Here is an 18,166-nt window from a genome sequence, read left to right as displayed (position 1 = left end):
TGTAGATAGCCCGCTTGGATTGTATCTAAATCGGGGTATAGTCTTAACAGAGTAGAAAAACACAGAACATGGAGAACAACGAATGATTCAACAAATTGATGCTCCTCTACGCGATGACGTACGCTTACTTGGCAACTTATTGGGTGAAACCCTCAAGTTACACGCAGGACAAGATTTGTTTAATCAGGTCGAACAAATTCGTGCTTTATCTAAAGGCGCGCGCGATGGACAAGCCGAAGCTGAAAAACAACTCGAACAACTGTTTTTAAGTCTGGAAGATGATGAAATCTTACCGCTCACCCGTGCCTTTACCCACTTTTTGAACTTTGCCAACATTGCCGAGCAATATCATGTGGTGCGGAGCCGTCGCCAAAGCGAATTTGATGAAAATGGCGTTTCTCCAAACCCACTAGATCACTTATTTATCAAGTTTAAAGACAACCAAATTTCTGCAGAAACACTCTTTCAACAAGTCTGTGAACTGAAAATTGAGTTGGTTTTAACTGCGCATCCGACTGAAGTCAGCCGTCGTACCCTCATTCAAAAATATGACGATATTAATGACTGCTTGTTTAAAATGGATCAGCAAAAACTGACACCACGAGAACGTCAGGCAGTTTTGGCAGATTTAAAACAGCTGATCAGCTCGGCTTGGCAAACCGATGAAATTCGCCAACATCGCCCAACCCCTGTCGATGAAGCCAAATGGGGCTTTACCACCATCGAACAAACCCTGTGGAATGCGGTGCCTAAATTCATGCGTGAATTAGACAGCATTGTGCAGGAACATTGTGGACAAAGCCTACCGCTGAGCGTTGCACCTGTACGTTTCGCCTCTTGGATGGGCGGTGACCGCGATGGTAACCCGAATGTCACCCATAAAGTCACTCAAGAAGTGCTGTGGCTGTCACGCTGGAAAGCAGCAGAACTGTATTTACGTGATATTGAAAACCTGCGTTGGGAACTCTCCATTCAGCAATGCAGCCCAGAATTGGCAGATGCTTTGGGACATTTCCATGCCGAGCCGTACCGTGAATATTTACGCGACACCCGAGAACGCCTAAAAGCCACCCGCGACTGGTTAGCAGCGAAACTGCAAGGCAAAGAGGCTGATGACAGTTTGGTCATCAAAAGCAAAGACGAACTGTTACAGCCTTTATTGCTGTGTTATCGCTCGCTGACGGCTTGCCAATTATCAGACATTGCGAACGGCAAATTGTTGGATTTAATTCATCGTGTGAATTGTTTCGGCATTGAATTACTAAAACTGGATATTCGCCAAGAATCGGGACGTCATCGTCAAGCCATTTCTGCCATTACCGAATATTTAGGTTTGGGCAATTTTGAAACTTGGACTGAACAAGCGCGTCAGAACTTCTTGCTTCAAGAGCTACAAAGTAAACGTCCGTTATTGCCAAAATTCATGCAAGAACCTGCACAAAGCCTGATTCAACATCCCGATGTGCAAGAAGTGTTTGCCACCATGCGCACTTTGGCTGCACAGCCGCAGGAAAGTTTGGGCGCTTATATTATTTCCATGGCGGAATATCCAAGTGATGTATTGGCAGTGTTATTGCTGCAAAAAGAAGCGGGCATTCAGCATCCTTTGCGTGTGGTGCCGCTGTTTGAAACCCTGAAAGACTTGGATGGGGCTGCCCAAACCATGAATACCCTATTTAATATGCATTGGTACAAACAGCATATTCAGGGCAAACATGAGGTGATGATTGGCTACTCAGACTCCGCCAAAGATGCAGGGTTCATGTCTGCCAACTGGGCGCAGTACCGCGCGCAGGAAGAACTGACTGCGGTAGCGCAGCAACATGCTGTGCAGCTGACTTTATTCCATGGTCGCGGTGGTTCCATCAGCCGTGGCGGTGCACCAACACAACAAGCATTGTTCTCACAACCACCGGGTTCTATTTCAGGTGCAATCCGCGTCACCGAACAAGGTGAAATGATTCGTTTTAAATTTGGACTTGAAGGGGTTGCCTTACAAAATCTGGAAGTCTACACCGCTGCAACCTTAGAAGCGACGCTGATGCCACCACCTGTGCCGAAAGCAGAATGGCGCGAGTTGATGGATAACATGACCGAACTTTCGGTGCAGGTCTATCGCCAAACCGTGCGTGAAAATCCACATTTTGTGAAATATTTACGCACCGTTACGCCAGAGCTGGAATTGCAGATGTTGCCACTCGGTTCACGTCCTGCGAAGCGTAAAGTGAGCGGTGGAATTGAATCCTTACGTGCCATTCCGTGGGTATTTGCATGGACACAAATCCGTTTAATGCTGCCTGCTTGGTTAGGGACAGGCGCAGCAATTAACCAAACGCTCGATCAGGGACAAAAAGCCACTTTGGATGAAATGCTCAGCGATTGGCCGTATTTCCAGACTTTAATTGATATGCTAGAAATGGTGCTATCTAAAGCCGACAGTAATATTGCCCTGTACTACGAATCTAACCTGACCGATGACGAAGACTTAAAACAACTCGGTGAGCAACTGCGTCAACGCCTGCGTGATGCCGTGGCCACCTTACTGACCCTCAAAGGCGAATCACAATTGCTCAGCAGCAATGATGTGCTAGATCAATCGATGCGGGTGCGTAAACCGTATTTATTGCCACTGCATTTGTTACAGGCAGAGTTGATGAAACGTCGTCGTTTATATTTGGCAGAACAGAATGCCGAACATACCCCTGTCGATCATGCCCTCATGGTAAGCATTGCAGGAATTGCAGCAGGCTTACGCAATACAGGTTAAGCCTCTACGAATAGCACAACAAGCAGAGTCTGTACTCTGCTTGTGGCTACTGCTCTCCCTTAGAAATGACTTAGGCTGATGCTTTATAAAGCCAAACACAGTGAACATAATAACGTGAAAGCAGACATGGACAAAGACATGCGTTGCGGGGCTAAAAATCAGTCTAAATTATGTGCAATTAAATTTATTCTTAGTCTGCTTTCATCCCACTAATGCGGCAATACATTCTTTAAATTTATAAATAAAATTACTTATTTATATTAAATGTAAATTTTATCAAATAGTAAAATTTAATCCTAAAAATAAGCAGCTGATCTGTTTTCTGGCAAAATTTTTAAAAAATTTAGGCAATACAAGAGTATGATGTGCTCAATTTAGCTTTTGAGTGCTTACTTTATGTCCAATTGGTTTCCCAAATGGCGCCCTTATGAAGGCAGCATTGATGCACGTCCTGTAGGTACCAATGAGTATCTACCGCCTGCACAAACCGTTGTATTGGGGATACAACACGCATTTGCCATGTTTGGTGCCACTGTACTTGCACCTTTTTTAATGGGCTTTGATCCGAACCTTGCCATTTTAATGTCAGGGATTTGTACCATCCTGTTCTTTTTCATGACAGGTGGGCGTGTTCCAAGTTATTTAGGCTCAAGCTTTGCCTTTATTGGGGTGGTGATTGCTGCCACAGGCTATGCAGGCGCAGCAGGCGGTTTAAATGCCAATATTGGGGTTGCGGCAGGCGGGATTATTGCCTGCGGTATTTTATATGCCCTGATTGGCTTTTTGGTGATGGCTACTGGCACCCGCTGGATTGAAAAATTAATGCCACCTGTGGTGACAGGTGCGGTGGTGATGATCATTGGTTTAAACCTTGCTCCTGTCACGGTCAAAGCGGTTGCAGGCAATCCATTTAATATGTGGATGGCCTTGGTGACTGTGCTATGTATGGGCATGATTGCCGTATTTACCAAAGGTTTACTGCAACGCCTCTTGCTCCTGATTGGCTTGCTCATATCGTATCTGATCTATTTTGTAGTCACCAATGTCATGGGTTGGGGGACGCCAATTAACTTCGCACCGATTCAGCAAGCCGCTTGGTTTGGCGTACCAGACTTTCATGCGCCTGTATTTGATGTGAATGCCATGCTGATTATTGCCCCAATTGCCTTCATTTTGGTGGCAGAGAACTTGGGACACATTAAAGCAGTAGGTGCCATGACTGGTGAAAACCTCGATCCACACATTGGTAAAGCCTTTGTAGCCGATGGTGTTGCCACAACACTCGCAGGCGGTGTCGGTGCACCAGGTATGACTACCTATGGTGAAAACATTGGGGTGATGGCTGTTACCCGCGTGTATTCCACGATTATTTTTGTGGTGGCGGGAGTCTTTGCTATTTTCCTTGGCTTATCACCAAAATTTGGGGCAATTATCCATACCATTCCTACCGCCATTTTAACGGGCGCTTCGATTGTGGTATTTGGTTTGATTACCATTGCTGGCGCAAAAATCTGGATTGAAAACAAGGTCGATTTTTCTAAAAACAAGAACCTGATGGTGGCTGCCGTGACCATTATTTTAGGAACGGGTGACTTTGCACTGCAATTGGGCAGCTTTAACTTGGGCGGGATTGGGACAGCAACTTTTGCAGCCTTGTTCCTGAACTGGTTCTTTAGTTTGCGTGATCCCTCTTAATCAGAACTTGCGGTCATTTGCTTGAACCTAAGCAAATGCCGAAACAATGCAAAAAGACCGAACAACAGTGATTGTTCGGTCTTTTTTTACCTCAAACGGTCTGTCTAGAATGAACCGTTTTTAAGAGATAATGCTTTTACTTGGCTTATTTCTGTTTTTTAAGCTCTTGCTTAAGTTGCTTCAATTTGCCTTTATGTTTTGAAATCTTTTTCAAACGTGCTTTGATTTGTTGCTTCAAAGATTTAACTTGCTTAGCCATGGTATTACTCCTTAGTAAGGCTATTCGTTGCCATTGTGTTGTTTCACAAAACTACGAATAAATTTTCTTAATTCACGAGCAGCACTAGTATCAAGTTCTTCACATAAACGAATAAATTCATCACGTTCAGTACTATTAATACGAATTAAAAGTTGTCCATCTTTCTTGCCTGTCTTTATTTTTTTGATTTGCTCGTTCATTGCTGATCTCTCCAAAATAAAGACTGCTTTGCAAAAGATGTATATACAATATATATACTTTTTAAAATAAAGCAAACTTACAATGTTAAAAAATGTAATAAAATCATATTCTTTTTTTTACCAATTCTTTTTAAAAACCCAGCAAAGCCAAGACAGGCAAGGCTTAGCGCTCAAAGCCACCTGCAGAAAAAACAAGCAAATAATTTTTAAAAATTATGCTTTGAACACCAAAATGACATATAGATACGCGGTTTTTCCGCATAAATGCAAAGTTTGGGCTGCGTTTGAAGCATCGCCCAAACTTAGGGATAGATCTGCTTAGAGATAGGCTAATTAAGGACGAAATTCTTTTAATTCACGCTGAATAAAATGCTGAATCATATCGTGATACAAACGCTCGACCATGTCTGGATCGACTGCATGCTGCACAGCCAAAGCACGGACTTTTTCAATCACTTCTTTCACGCGCTGCGGCGACTGCACATCTTCCACAGTCTGTTTATGGCGCATGGCCTGATCGACATAAAACTGACGCGATGCAATCAGTTCAATTAAAGCCACATCAATTTGGTCTATTTTGTCACGTGCTTGTTGTAATGATTTTACTTTTTCATTGTTCATGGGCTTGGGCTACACTTTCAGTTTCGGTTTCACTCTTATACTTTTCTTCTAACACATTACTGAAAATACTTTCAATCATCCACACCCGATATAAGCTATTAAACACGTAGCTTTGCCCATCTATACGCAATTCCAACACAGGAAAATCAGGCTGAGATTTCATTTCACACAGCATATCATTTTCTTTGAGCAACTCAGTCACATCCGCTGTGGTCAGTTGATCTAACTCGAGTTCACGCTGCATACGTTCAAAATGCGCTTTAAAGGATAAATCCTGCCCCCTCGTCCATACCGCCTGCAAAATGCGATATATGGCATCGACACGCTGTTCTTCAGGCACACTGTAATACAGTTGTGCCATTTGATAAGTCGCCTGCTCAGTCGGGCGGCAAAACGGCGTAAACGCAACATCAGTACGTTTAGATAAACGTGTTGCCAAACTCCAGTCAAACCAGTCGCGTCCATGATAAGACAAGGGATACACATTCAAATGGATATTGTAATAGGCAGCTAATTCTTCTTTGATATACGCCAATAACAACCAAGAAATCGGGTCTTCCAGTGCAATATACAAATCCAGTTCAGGGTCGAGTGCCTGAATTTCATTGAGTTCTTCGGCATCACTAATTAAATGTTCTCGCCATTCAATGTGATTGATCAAGAAAATAGGATTATCGGTGAGTAATTTTTGTTGTTTTAAACGGCGTGTCAAACGCAATAAATCATCGACCGCATGATATTTACGTCCACCAAACTCAAAATAACTGGCCAATACAGGTGCATCATCAAAAACCCGTTCAGGAAAATCCTGAATTTGATGATGACGGCTGGACATGGCATATAAAGTGCGTAATTTACCCGACTGCTTTTGCCACAGCATGTGAAACACATCTTCGAGTAAATACAAAAAATCCTGACCACGTAACGGCGTATGCCGCAAAATGGTTTCTGCCTGCATTAAGGCTTCTGCAGTCGGTGATTCAGGGCTATCGTGAAAACTAAACCGATGTTGTTTGGCAAGAATTTGTGCATCTTGAATACAGTAATTTTGCCATTCTGCAGCCGACATTTGATTCGGTGCATCGCCACTTTGCCGCGAAATCACCACGGTTAAAGGTTTTAATTCATCGGCCAGAATATCTTCTAATTGCGGCAACTCCTGTACCGCCAAATAGCTATATACATCATCTAGACGCAAATGCACACTCAGTCCGTGTTCCGTGGGCAACACCGCTTGCCGAGATGGTTTTTGATAAAACCAACTCGATCTGATCGGATCGAACCAACGGCGTAACAGTGACATGAGATCAGCCTCTAAAAAGAAAATCCTTGTGGTTTGGGGACAAGCCACATGCAAATCATGTGCGCTCGTCCTTCAATAGTACACAAGGATTTATATCAATTCATATAAAAATGATCAATTAGACCTCTAAATTCAGATCAGTCACTGCACCTTTTTCTGCGCCCGATGCCAATTTAGCAAATTTCGCCAATGCACCATGGGTATAGTTTGGCTTTGGTTTGACCCATGCCGCTTTACGTGCTGCCATTTCCTCTTCCGACACATGCCAAGTCATTTCACGGGTTTCGGCATTAATCGAAATTTTATCGCCATTTTTCACCAGACCAATTGGCCCGCCTTCATACGCTTCTGGGGTCACATGCCCAATCACAAAACCGTGACTGCCACCCGAAAAACGTCCATCGGTAATTAACGCGACTGAATTACCCAAACCTTTGCCAATAATTGCAGAAGTTGGTTTCAGCATTTCTGGCATACCCGGGCCACCTTTAGGGCCTTCACCACGAATCACCACCACTTCACCTTCTTGCACTTCACCATCTAAAATGCCGCGCATCGCGCCAATTTCACCTTCAAAAACGCGTGCAGGGCCTTCAAAATACAAGCCTTCTTTGCCTGTAATTTTTGCCACTGCGCCCGTAGGTGATAAGTTGCCTTTTAAAACCACCAAGTGCGAATCTTTTTTGATTGGTGCATCAAACGGTAAAATAATTTGCTGACCTTCAGGATAATCAGCAACATCGGCCAAGTTTTCTGCCAAAGTTTTACCTGTAACCGTTAAGCAAGAACCATCAAGCATGCCTGCATCTAACATACGTTTCATCAATGGTTGAATTCCGCCAATGGCAATCAGCTCCGACATTAAATACTTGCCCGATGGACGTACATCGGCCACCACTGGAGTTTCCTGACCAATACGCACGAAATCATCTAGTGTCAGTTCAACCCCTGCAGAATGTGCCATGGCAATTAAATGCAGTACACCATTGGTCGATCCACCCAAAGCAATCAGCACTTTAATGGCATTTTCAAAGGCAGATTTGGTCATAATGTCACGTGGTTTAATATCCAGACGTAACAGATTCATGACCGCTTCGCCTGCGCGTTGGCAGTCATCCATTTTATCTTGAGAAACAGCTTCTTGTGCTGAAGACCCCGGCAAACTCATGCCCAATGCTTCAATGGCCGATGCCATAGAGTTGGCGGTGTACATGCCACCACAAGAGCCTGCACCTGGCAAAGCCACTTCTTCAATTTGTTTGACCTGAATTTCGTTAATTTCACCTTTGGCATGCTGACCCACGGCTTCAAACACCGAAATAATATCGGTATGTCCTGCACCCGGTTTAATAGTGCCGCCATAAACAAACAAGCCCGGACGATTTAAACGCGCCAGTCCCATAATGCAGCCCGGCATGTTTTTATCGCAGCCACCAATTGCAATCACACCATCATAGGCCTGACAACCCACCACGGCTTCAATTGAGTCGGCAATAATTTCACGTGAAACCAATGAATATTTCATGCCTTCGGTGCCGTTTGAAATACCGTCTGAAATGGTGATGGTATTGAAAATAATGCCTTTACCACCCGCTTGATTCACGCCTGTTTCCGCTTCACGCGCCAAGCCATCAATATGCATATTACATGGTGTGACATTGGCCCAAGTCGATGCAATGCCAATAAATGGACGAGTAAAATCTTCATCCTTAAAACCCACCGCACGCATCATGGAGCGTGCAGGTGCATTTTCAATGCCTTCATAGACTTCGGCTGAATGTTCGCGGATATTCTGTTTACTCATGGCTGATTCCTTAGCAAGATGGGTGAAATGACGTGCTCATCATGACAATTTATTTTATTTTTCATTGTATCGAAAGCAGGCAGGATGTAAACGAAAATGCCTGTCTAATTTCATCGCTCAAATTTGCTGCGATACTGACATCGCTCATTGCAGACACATAAAAAAGCACCCCAATTTTGGAGTGCTTTTTTGTAGCAGCTTAAATTGCCAAGTACTGCTTAGATTTCACGTACCGCACCTTTTGCCGCACTGGTGGTATGCATGGCATAAGCTTTCAACGCTTTAGAAATTTTACGTGGACGTTCTTCTGCAGGATGCCAGCCTTTAGCTTCTTGCGCTTCACGACGTGCCGCCATAGTTGCGTCATCTACCGCCAAGTGAATGCTGCGGTTTGGAATATCAATTTCGATACGGTCACCATCTTCAACCAGACCAATCGCACCACCTTCAGCCGCTTCTGGAGAAACGTGACCAATTGAAAGACCTGAAGAACCGCCCGAGAAACGACCATCGGTCAGTAAGGCACATTCTTTGCCTAAACCTTTCGATTTCAAATAGCTGGTTGGATAGAGCATTTCTTGCATACCTGGGCCACCACGTGGGCCTTCGTAGCGAATCACCACCACATCACCCGCTGTAATTTTACCGCCCAAAATCGCGTCTACAGCAGCATCCTGACTTTCAAAAACACGTGCTGTGCCGTTGAATTTCAAAATAGAATCATCCACCCCTGCAGTTTTTACAATACAGCCATCTAAAGCAATATTGCCGTAAAGTACCGCCAAACCACCATCTTTAGAGAAAGCGTGTTCTGCATTACGAATCACACCATTGTCACGGTCACCATCTAAACGTGAATAGTAACGGTCTTGTGAGAATGCTGTTTGGGTGGGTACGCCGCCCGGTGCAGAACGGAAGAACTGGTAAACGTCTTCATTTTCGGTACGGATGATGTCCCATTTATCCAAAGCATCTTTTAAAGTCGCTTCGTGAACTGTGCCTACTGAAGTGTCCAATAAACCTGCGCGATCCAGCTCGCCTAAAATAGACATAATGCCACCCGCACGGTGTACATCTTCCATGTGAACATCTTGTTTTGCAGGCGCTACTTTACATAGTACAGGCACTTTACGTGATAAACGGTCAATATCATCCATGGTGAAATCCACACCTGCTTCATTGGCAGCCGCCAACAAGTGCAGTACGGTGTTGGTTGAACCGCCCATGGCAATGTCCAACGTCATAGCATTTTCATAAGATGCTTTGGTTGCAATTGAACGTGGCAATACGCTGTAATCGTCTTGTTCATAATGGCGTTTGGCCAATTCCACAATCAACTGACCTGCTTTATCAAACAGTTTTTTACGGTTGGCGTGAGTTGCTACAATTGAACCGTTGCCTGGTAAAGATAAACCTAGAGCTTCTGTTAAGCAGTTCATTGAGTTTGCAGTGAACATCCCTGAGCATGAACCACAAGTTGGACATGCAGAACGCTCATATTCAGCAACTTCTTCATCCGTATAGTTGTCATCTGCCGCCACAATCATCGCGTCAATCAAGTCAATCGCGTGTTCATTGCCACGAATTTTGACTTTACCTGCTTCCATTGGGCCGCCAGACACAAACACCACTGGAATGTTCAGACGCATAGCAGCCATCAGCATCCCTGGTGTGATTTTGTCACAGTTGGATATACACACCATTGCATCGGCGCAGTGTGCGCTGACCATGTATTCTACCGAGTCGGCAATCAAGTCACGCGATGGCAATGAATACAACATGCCGTCATGACCCATGGCAATCCCGTCATCTACAGCAATGGTGTTAAATTCTTTGGCAACACCACCTGCCGCCTGAATTTGCTCTGCCACCATTTGACCGAGGTCTTTTAAATGCACATGGCCAGGTACAAATTGGGTAAATGAGTTGACCACCGCAATAATCGGCTTACCGAAATCTTCGTCTTTCATACCCGTTGCACGCCATAAGCCGCGTGCACCCGCCATATTTCTTCCGTGTGTCGATGTTTTTGAACGATAGTCAGGCATTATAAAGTTCCAACTTGGTTGTGCTGAAATGAATCTGAAATTCATTCTGGCGAAATAATACTGTTTGCAAGATCTGTATCACTGCAAAATAGTTTAAGAGTCTTTCTATTTTACTACAGCTTGAGGTAGTAAGGCTGCTGCTTTACCAACTTTATGATGGATAAAAAGTGACGAGAACCCACAGCACCTTGTTGATCATACTGAATGCAATACAAAACTTTCATGAATAATTTTTAAATTTTGCATTACTAATTTTTATCATAATAATTTATAGCACAGCGACAAGGTGGATTTGTTACAACCCGTTCCGACCTTTGAGCCGCAATTTGTTATAATTGCCGCGTCATCTAAAACTATGGGTTGATTTCCATTGAAAATCGTTTTTGCAGGTACGCCTGAATTTGCTGCAAGCGCTTTGGCAGCACTCCTGAACACCGAACATGAGATTGTCGCGGTTTACACCCAGCCTGACCGTAAAGCAGGACGCGGACAAAAACTCACAGCATCTGCGGTGAAGCAATTGGCACTACAACACGATCTTCCTGTCTATCAACCTTTACATTTTAAATCATCTACTGAAGAAGGTCTGGCGGCTCAACAAGAATTGGCTGCATTGAATGCCGATGTGATGGTGGTTGCTGCCTATGGTTTAATTTTGCCGCAAGTGGTTTTAGATACTCCAAAATATGGCTGCTTGAATATTCACGGTTCTTTACTACCACGTTGGCGTGGTGCAGCGCCGATTCAGCGTGCTATTGCCACAGGTGATACCGAAACAGGCATTACCATTATGAAAATGGCTGCAGGCTTAGATACAGGCGATATGATGTATAAAACCCTATGCCCAATTACTGCCACAGACACCTCTGCTACTTTACATGATAAACTGGCGCAGCAAGGTGCCGAAGCAATTGTCGAAGTACTGGCTTCAGAGCAAAAATTGCAAGACTATTTGGCTGCGCGTGAAGTGCAAGATGAAGCCTTGACGGTCTACGCACACAAACTGACGAAAGCCGAAGCGCAAATTAACTGGTCACAAACTGCAGCCGAAATTGACCGTAATATCCGTGCCTTTAATCCGTGGCCTGTGGCGTTTATCCCTTTAGATGACACTCAAAACTTGCGCGTCTGGGGTTCAGCATTATCGGATGAATCTGCACAAGGCAAAGCTGCGGGTACAATTTTAAAACTAGACAAACAAGGCGTACACGTCGCTTGTGGCGATCAACAAGCAGTGTGCTTAAGCTCGTTGCAATGGCCAGGCGCTAAACCCCTGAATCCTGTGCAAATCATTCAAACTCAAAAACTTCAAACAGGACAAGTTCTCGCATGAGCCATTCTGAATCAGGCAACTCACATTTGAACTTGCGTGCCCAAGTCATCCGTACGCTATTGGCTGCACAACAAGGGCAGTCATTGGCGAGTGTTTTACCTGCACATTTAAGTAAAGTCGCAGAACGAGACCGCGCCTTGTTTCATGAGCTGGTTTTGGGCACCTTGCGACAATGGTATGCCCTAAAAAGCATTACTTTGCCGCTGTTGGTAAAACCACTCAACAATGAAACCGTTGAAACCTGTTTATATGTTGGCTTATATCAAGTGCTTTGCACCCGTGTAGCCAGTCATGCCGCAATTTCAGAAACCGTAACTGCAGCCAAACAATTGGGCTATCAAGCACTCAGCGGTGTGGTGAATGCGATTCTGCGTCGTGTTTCACGTGAAACATCGGAATTTCAAACGGCTTTGGCACAAGCACATGGTTTGCCAAGTTGGTTGTATAAACGCTTGAAAAAAGATTGGCCTGAACAATTAGAACAACTGACGCAAACTTTAAAGCAAACCGCACCTCTGACCTTAAGGGTTAATACACGCCAAATCAGCCGTGATGACTATTTAGAAATTTTGCAGGAACAAGAGATTGCAGCAGAAGCTTGCACCGTGTCTGAAGTCGGCATTGTGATGTTGCAAAATGTGCACATTCCTGACTTACCTGGTTTTGATGAAGGCGTATTTTCCGTTCAGGATGAACATGCCCAACTGTGTGCAACGCTCTTGCCAAATTTAGATGGCAAAGTCGTGGTCGATGCCTGCGCAGCACCCGGCGGTAAAACAGCGCATCTGCTCGAAAAATTTCAGCCTAAAAAATTGATTGCCTTAGATCAGGATGCCAAACGTCTGTTACGTGTCAGCGAAAACCTAGAACGTCTGCAACTGAATCAAGAAGCGCAAGTCGAAATTTTGGCTGCCGATGCAACCACATGGAATGCCAGTGAAGCAGTAGACTGTATTGTATTGGATGCACCATGTTCTGCAATTGGAGTCTTGCGTCGTCATCCAGATATTCGTTTGCTGCGTCAATCTAGCGATATTCAGCAGACGGTGGTATTACAGCAACAGATTTTGCAGCAGATGTGGCAACAGCTCAAAGTTGGTGGCACCTTGCTTTACATTACCTGCTCGGTTTTAAAAGCCGAAAATGAACAGCAAATGCAGCAATTCTTTTCCGAACATCAAAATGCCAAAGAAGTCAAAATTGAGGCAGATTGGGGCATTCCACAACTGTATGGGCGCCAATTATTGCCGCAACAAGGACGCGGGGATGGTTTTTATTATTGTCGTATTGAAAAAACCGCCTAAGCTATTTCTGTTTTAACGATTCTTCTCATTTAATAGCCTTTCCAAAAAAATAACCCTTGAATCAATCAAGGGTTATTTTAGTTAGCCAGTGCAATGCTTTACAGCATCGCACCCGTTTCAGCAAAATGCTTAGTCTTCGAGTTCATCTGGGTTTTTGATCAGGTGAATCATCGCCAAAACTAAACCACCCCAAAGTACCACTGTTGAAATAATCAACATCACCAATGCAGATGTATTCATCTTATTTCTCCGCTGCGTCGTGATCTTTTAAGCGGCTAAGCAATACCGCGCCAATAATAAAGAGCACCACGGTACCACCACCCACGGTGAGTAAAATGTGTAATGGATAACCACCATAGCCTTCTGCAAAAATAGATTTCAGGGTTAAGCCTAAAGCCACGAGCAATGAAAGCGGAGTCACGATGGTTAATAGGAAATTCCAGCCCCAACCCAATTTAATGCTTGAGTATTGGTTAACGTGTTGCTGCAATTCTTTGAGCAATGGACGACGGAACCAAGTCACCAAAATGATCGACAATAAACCACCACCAACAATACCAATGTTGTTGGCAAAGTAGTCAATGATGTCGACAAAAGTGATCGCGCTGTGGGTAGAGAATAAAATGGTTGAAACAATAGCTGAACCACCCGCAATGATGGTTACTGCACGCTTACGCGACCAACCCAGTTTGTCTTGGAACGCAGCAATGGGCACTTGCAGAATACTCACCATTGAGGTCACCCCTGCAACCGTCAATGAAGCGAAGAATAAGAAACCAAATAAATCGCCACCTGCACCCAAGCTTGAAATGATTTTCGGGAATGCAATAAAGGCTAAACCAATACCGCCAGAAACCACTTCATCTACCGATGAACCTGCGCTGTACGCCATGAAACCAAGCGCAGCAAAAATACCAATACCCGCTAAAATTTCAAAAGATGAGTTTGCAAGTGCAACCACCAAGCCTGAACCAGTCAAGTTGGTTTTACGTTTTAGGTAAGATGAGTAGGTCAACATAATCCCGAAACCCACTGAAAGTGAGAAGAAGATATGACCAAAGGCAGCTAACCATACTTTATAGTTCGCCATCGCTTCCCAGTTAGGCGTAAAGAAAGCATTTAAGCCATCGACTGCACCCGGTAAACGTAAAGCTTGAACCACGAGAATAGAGAACAAAATCAGCAAAAGTGGTATAAAAATTTTATTTGACAGCTCAACCCCTTTTTTCACCCCACCATATAAAATGAACATCACCACCGTCCATACGATGACTAAGCCAATAAATAAGGTTGGTACAAAACCAAAGGCTAAACCTTCACCATTTTGTAAGTAGCTTGTGAAAAAGAATTTTTCAGTGTCTGTTCCCCATTGCTGACCAATGGAATAGAACATATAACTGCCTGCCCAAGACAATACGCTGGCATAATAAATACCAATCAGCAAAGTCACCATCACCTGCCACCAGCCCAATGCTTCACTGTTCATGAGCTTTTTATAAGCGGTTGGTGGTGCTTTACGGTATTTATGTCCGACTGCATAGTCCAAAAACAGCAATGGCAAACCTGCGGCAAAGATCGCAATTAAATAAGGGATTAAAAATGCGCCGCCGCCATTTTCATAGGCAACATAAGGGAAACGCCAAATATTGCCCAACCCGACCGCAGAACCAATGGCTGCGATAATAAAGCCTGATCGCGCGGACCAACTCTCACGAGAATCTGTCATAGAACACCTAAACTTCAGGCTATTTTTTGCTGCTTGTTTTTTAATTCTGACCTTTTATATAAATAACTTGCTTTTTCATTAGCTTAAATTTACTTTATATAACGGTACTTTAGCGCACGCAAAAAATATCCTGCAAAAAATGAAAATCTGGGTGTTTGCTTTAGAGTCACACCTTTTGAGCATCAAATTCTAAAGGTCAAACAGCGAAATATTCGGAAAATCTTGCTTAAAGTCTTTGCCCAATATTGCGCTTTTGTATGGCTTAACAATACTCATTTTTGAACAATTTTTCTGTAAATTCTGCTTAGAAAGATGCTTTTTGTATGCATTTTTTTAATCAAACGTTCAAATTCCACTCCATTTTGACTTGATTTTTTAGTTATAAATCGTATAACTATTTGGAATGAAATTTTGATGCTATTTGAGTTATTTTAATTTTCATCTATTTTAGCAGCGCTGTAGCCTATTATTCACCGAACTACAGCACTGTAATCAATCATCTCAAAATTCAGAGTTAACTCATCCTTTCTCTTTATTTATAACGATGCATCATTAGATCAGATACTTAACGCTTAATTACCAATAAACGCTCTTCCTGCATATCCCGAATAGCAGATTGAATCCCTTCACGCCCTAAACCTGAATCCTTCACGCCACCATAAGGCATATTGTCCACACGGAACGATGGAATATCATTAATAATCACCCCACCAACTTGTAACTGATCCCATGCATACAGCATTTTTTCCAAGCTTTGTGTATAAATACCCGCCTGTAAACCAAAACGGCTTTGGTTAATACGTGTAATTCCTTGTTCAAAAGATGAATATTTTTCCAAAATGGCAACAGGGCCAAAAACTTCATCTTTATAAACCTCCAAGTTTGGATCGACCTGTTCCAATAAAGTCGGCTCAAACATCACACCTTTCAGCTCGCCACCTGCCAATATTTTTGCGCCTTTTTTCACTGCTTTATCAATCCACTTTTGCAAGCGCTGTGCTTCAGCTTCCTTAATCATTGGCCCGACCAAAGTACTGTCTAAATCAGGATCTGCTGCTTTAATTTTCTTGAGCTGGCTCACGAGTTTCTTTTTCAGTTCGGCATACACGTCGGCATGCACCAAAATACGTTGCACACTAATACACACCTGCCCAGCATGATTATACGCTCCACCAATTAAGCGATGAATCAATGCATCATTCAGGTCAGTATCGGGTTCAATCATCACCGCTGCATTGCCGCCCAACTCTAGTGTTACTTTTTTGCGTCCTGCGCGGGCTTTCATATCCCAACCCACCACATCTGAACCCGTAAAACTGAGCAGTTTAAAGCGGTCATCTGTCACTAAAACATCGGCTTGCTCACGCTCACAAGGCAATACCGAAAATGCACCTTTAGGTAAATCTGTTTCTGCCAACACTTCTGCAATTTTCAATGCTGAAATAGGCGTGGCACTGGCAGGTTTTAATACAAAAGGACAACCTGCGGCAATCGCGGGTGCAATTTTATGTGCAGTTAAATTCAACGGAAAATTAAAAGGACTGATCAAAGATACTGCACCAATGGGTACATGCTTAACCATTCCTTGATAATTCACAGCAGCAGCCGTCACCGCCAACGGTAAAATACGCCCTTCATCTAGTTGTGACACCGCATCTGCCGCAATTTGAAAGGTATTAATTAAACGTTCAACTTCTGCCATCGCGGCCAAACGTGGCTTTCCACCTTCAGCAATTAAAATCTCGACCAATTCTTCACGCATGTTTTGAAAACGCTGCACACAATGCAACAGAATTTTTTGTTTTTGAAAGGGCTGTAATTTTGCCATTTCAGCTTCTGCTTTTACGGCTGCACGAATGGCCTTTTCAATACTTTTTTCATCGGCAAGTGCAACACGCGCATATAAATTTTGAGAATATTTATGCTGAACGGCTAACCATTGCCCTGTTTCTACGGCTTTATTGGCAAGATAGAGCGGATAATCGACAGGTGGATGGACATTTTGCATACTGAAATCCTCTATTTTTGGCGCGAATTAAGCTATATTTTTACAAGAATTTTGATTCTAGAAAATGTATGATGCGCTAAGTTGGACAATATTTCACATGATTTTTTGTCACGAGAACATACAACACCACACCATTCATCCCAAATGATGATGACAAAATACTAGAGTTTATATGCTTACATTACAACGTTTTGCTTTAGCATGCAGTTTAATTAGTTGTTCAGCGGTGCATGCCGATATTATTGGGGTAAAAGCCAGTGTAGATTATTGGAAATATAGCGCAGACTGGAATCAGGCTCAGTTATCACCAAACTTAGATGACGATTTTGCCTTACCCTTTACTCTGGCAGTAGAACATCCTGTTCCTTTTTTACCCAATGCCAAAATTAAGCATGCCAATTTGCAGGCCGAAAGCGAGCAAAGCGCTGCTGGTGTAAAAATCAATCAGCTGGATTTAGATTACTCAGACTTCATTTTATATTATGAAATTTTAGATAACATTGTTGCAGCAGATGTTGGATTTGGCGCCAAAGTACTTGAAGGTGACTTAAGATCTAATTTGTTTTCAACACAAGACGTCAGTGAAACTTTAGCTATGTTATATGCAGAGGCAGCAGTTAAATTACCGTTTACGGGTTTAAGTGCCAAAGCTGAAGCAAATTACGCCAAAAATAGCGACAATGAAGTTCGTGATGCTCAGGCAGAAATTAAATATAACTTTGTCGATACCGTTTTGGTCGATGTGGGTTTAAAAGCGGGCTATCGCATTTTAGATATTAAGCTCAATCAAGATTCCAATCAGGAAACTCAATTAGAGTTTAAAGGCCCATATTTAGGCTTAGAAGCACATTTCTAAATATTTGATATTTAAATAAATTTAAAACCCTTAAATTATGTTTAAGGGTTTTTTTATTCATTCTACTTTTCTTTTTTACATAAAAAAACACCCTCAACGCTAGTTGAGGGTGTTTGAATAATGAGCTGGCGATGACTTACTCTCACATGGGTAACCCCACACTACCATCAGCGCGAAGAGGTTTCACTTCTGAGTTCGGGAAGGGATCAGGTGGTTCACTCTTGCTATGGTCGCCAGCACAA

General features: G+C 43.3%; 13 protein-coding genes and 1 rRNA gene. 5 read left to right on the top strand and 9 right to left on the bottom strand.

The window, feature by feature from the left end:
* Nucleotides 1-82: 82 nt before the first annotated feature.
* Both ppc and FTU09_RS05545 read left to right on the top strand, forming a co-directional pair.
* The gene (ppc, locus tag FTU09_RS05550) at nt 83-2,767 is read left to right on the top strand and encodes a phosphoenolpyruvate carboxylase (protein WP_180079720.1); all 2,685 of its coding nucleotides are present in this window, start codon (nt 83-85) and stop codon (nt 2,765-2,767) included.
* Nucleotides 2,768-3,163: 396 nt separating this feature from the next.
* Nucleotides 3,164-4,462 (top strand): solute carrier family 23 protein, encoded by a 1,299-nt coding sequence (locus FTU09_RS05545; protein WP_004970352.1) that lies wholly within the window; start codon nt 3,164-3,166, stop codon nt 4,460-4,462.
* Between the two features lie 279 nt (nt 4,463-4,741).
* On the opposite strand, the gene FTU09_RS05540 is transcribed toward FTU09_RS05545, so the two are convergent.
* From FTU09_RS05540 to ilvD (FTU09_RS05520), 5 genes are all read right to left on the bottom strand, one after another.
* Complete coding sequence (locus tag FTU09_RS05540) at nt 4,742-4,921, bottom strand: hypothetical protein (protein ID WP_004970356.1); 180 nt, start codon at nt 4,919-4,921, stop codon at nt 4,742-4,744.
* A gap of 333 nt (nt 4,922-5,254) precedes the next feature.
* A complete protein-coding gene (locus FTU09_RS05535) occupies nt 5,255-5,542 on the bottom strand; it encodes a chorismate mutase (RefSeq protein ID WP_179990837.1) in 288 nt (95 codons plus the stop codon).
* A complete protein-coding gene (locus FTU09_RS05530; RefSeq protein ID WP_180079718.1) occupies nt 5,532-6,845 on the bottom strand; it encodes a hypothetical protein in 1,314 nt (437 codons plus the stop codon). Before FTU09_RS05530 ends, FTU09_RS05535 begins: the two co-directional genes overlap by 11 nt.
* A 118-nt stretch (nt 6,846-6,963) precedes the next feature.
* Nucleotides 6,964-8,649 carry a dihydroxy-acid dehydratase gene (gene ilvD / locus FTU09_RS05525; RefSeq protein WP_004970362.1) on the bottom strand — a complete coding sequence of 562 codons (1,686 nt, stop codon included), beginning with the start codon at nt 8,647-8,649 and terminating at the stop codon, nt 6,964-6,966.
* 218 nt (nt 8,650-8,867) lie between these two features.
* Nucleotides 8,868-10,697, bottom strand: a complete 1,830-nt coding sequence (ilvD, locus tag FTU09_RS05520; RefSeq protein WP_019837334.1) for a dihydroxy-acid dehydratase — start codon at nt 10,695-10,697, stop codon at nt 8,868-8,870.
* A gap of 370 nt (nt 10,698-11,067) precedes the next feature.
* Between ilvD (FTU09_RS05520) and fmt the strand changes: the two genes are divergently transcribed.
* Both fmt and rsmB read left to right on the top strand, forming a co-directional pair.
* Nucleotides 11,068-12,030, top strand: a complete 963-nt coding sequence (gene fmt, locus FTU09_RS05515; protein ID WP_179994460.1) for a methionyl-tRNA formyltransferase — start codon at nt 11,068-11,070, stop codon at nt 12,028-12,030.
* Nucleotides 12,027-13,334 carry a 16S rRNA (cytosine(967)-C(5))-methyltransferase RsmB gene (gene rsmB / locus FTU09_RS05510; RefSeq protein WP_180079716.1) on the top strand — a complete coding sequence of 436 codons (1,308 nt, stop codon included), beginning with the start codon at nt 12,027-12,029 and terminating at the stop codon, nt 13,332-13,334. The genes fmt and rsmB overlap by 4 nt, the downstream gene beginning before the upstream one ends.
* A gap of 129 nt (nt 13,335-13,463) precedes the next feature.
* On the opposite strand, the gene FTU09_RS05505 is transcribed toward rsmB, so the two are convergent.
* From FTU09_RS05505 to FTU09_RS05495, 3 genes are all read right to left on the bottom strand, one after another.
* A complete protein-coding gene (locus FTU09_RS05505; RefSeq protein ID WP_004970370.1) occupies nt 13,464-13,574 on the bottom strand; it encodes a methionine/alanine import family NSS transporter small subunit in 111 nt (36 codons plus the stop codon).
* Between the two features lies 1 nt (nt 13,575).
* Complete coding sequence (locus FTU09_RS05500; RefSeq protein ID WP_104852799.1) at nt 13,576-15,060, bottom strand: sodium-dependent transporter; 1,485 nt, start codon at nt 15,058-15,060, stop codon at nt 13,576-13,578.
* A 565-nt stretch (nt 15,061-15,625) separates the two neighbouring features.
* A complete protein-coding gene (locus tag FTU09_RS05495) occupies nt 15,626-17,068 on the bottom strand; it encodes an aldehyde dehydrogenase family protein (RefSeq protein ID WP_180079714.1) in 1,443 nt (480 codons plus the stop codon).
* Between the two features lie 172 nt (nt 17,069-17,240).
* Between FTU09_RS05495 and FTU09_RS05490 the strand changes: the two genes are divergently transcribed.
* The gene (locus FTU09_RS05490; protein WP_131262041.1) at nt 17,241-17,924 is read left to right on the top strand and encodes a TIGR04219 family outer membrane beta-barrel protein; all 684 of its coding nucleotides are present in this window, start codon (nt 17,241-17,243) and stop codon (nt 17,922-17,924) included.
* A 123-nt stretch (nt 17,925-18,047) separates the two neighbouring features.
* On the opposite strand, the gene rrf is transcribed toward FTU09_RS05490, so the two are convergent.
* Nucleotides 18,048-18,162 (bottom strand): 5S ribosomal RNA (gene rrf / locus FTU09_RS05485).
* Nucleotides 18,163-18,166: the final 4 nt, after the last annotated feature.

The sequence above is a fragment of the Acinetobacter sp. YH12058 genome, from assembly GCF_013419805.1.
In the GTDB taxonomy this organism is placed as follows: Bacteria; Pseudomonadota; Gammaproteobacteria; order Pseudomonadales; family Moraxellaceae; genus Acinetobacter; species Acinetobacter towneri.
This window is presented reverse-complemented; position numbering and strand designations above follow the sequence as displayed.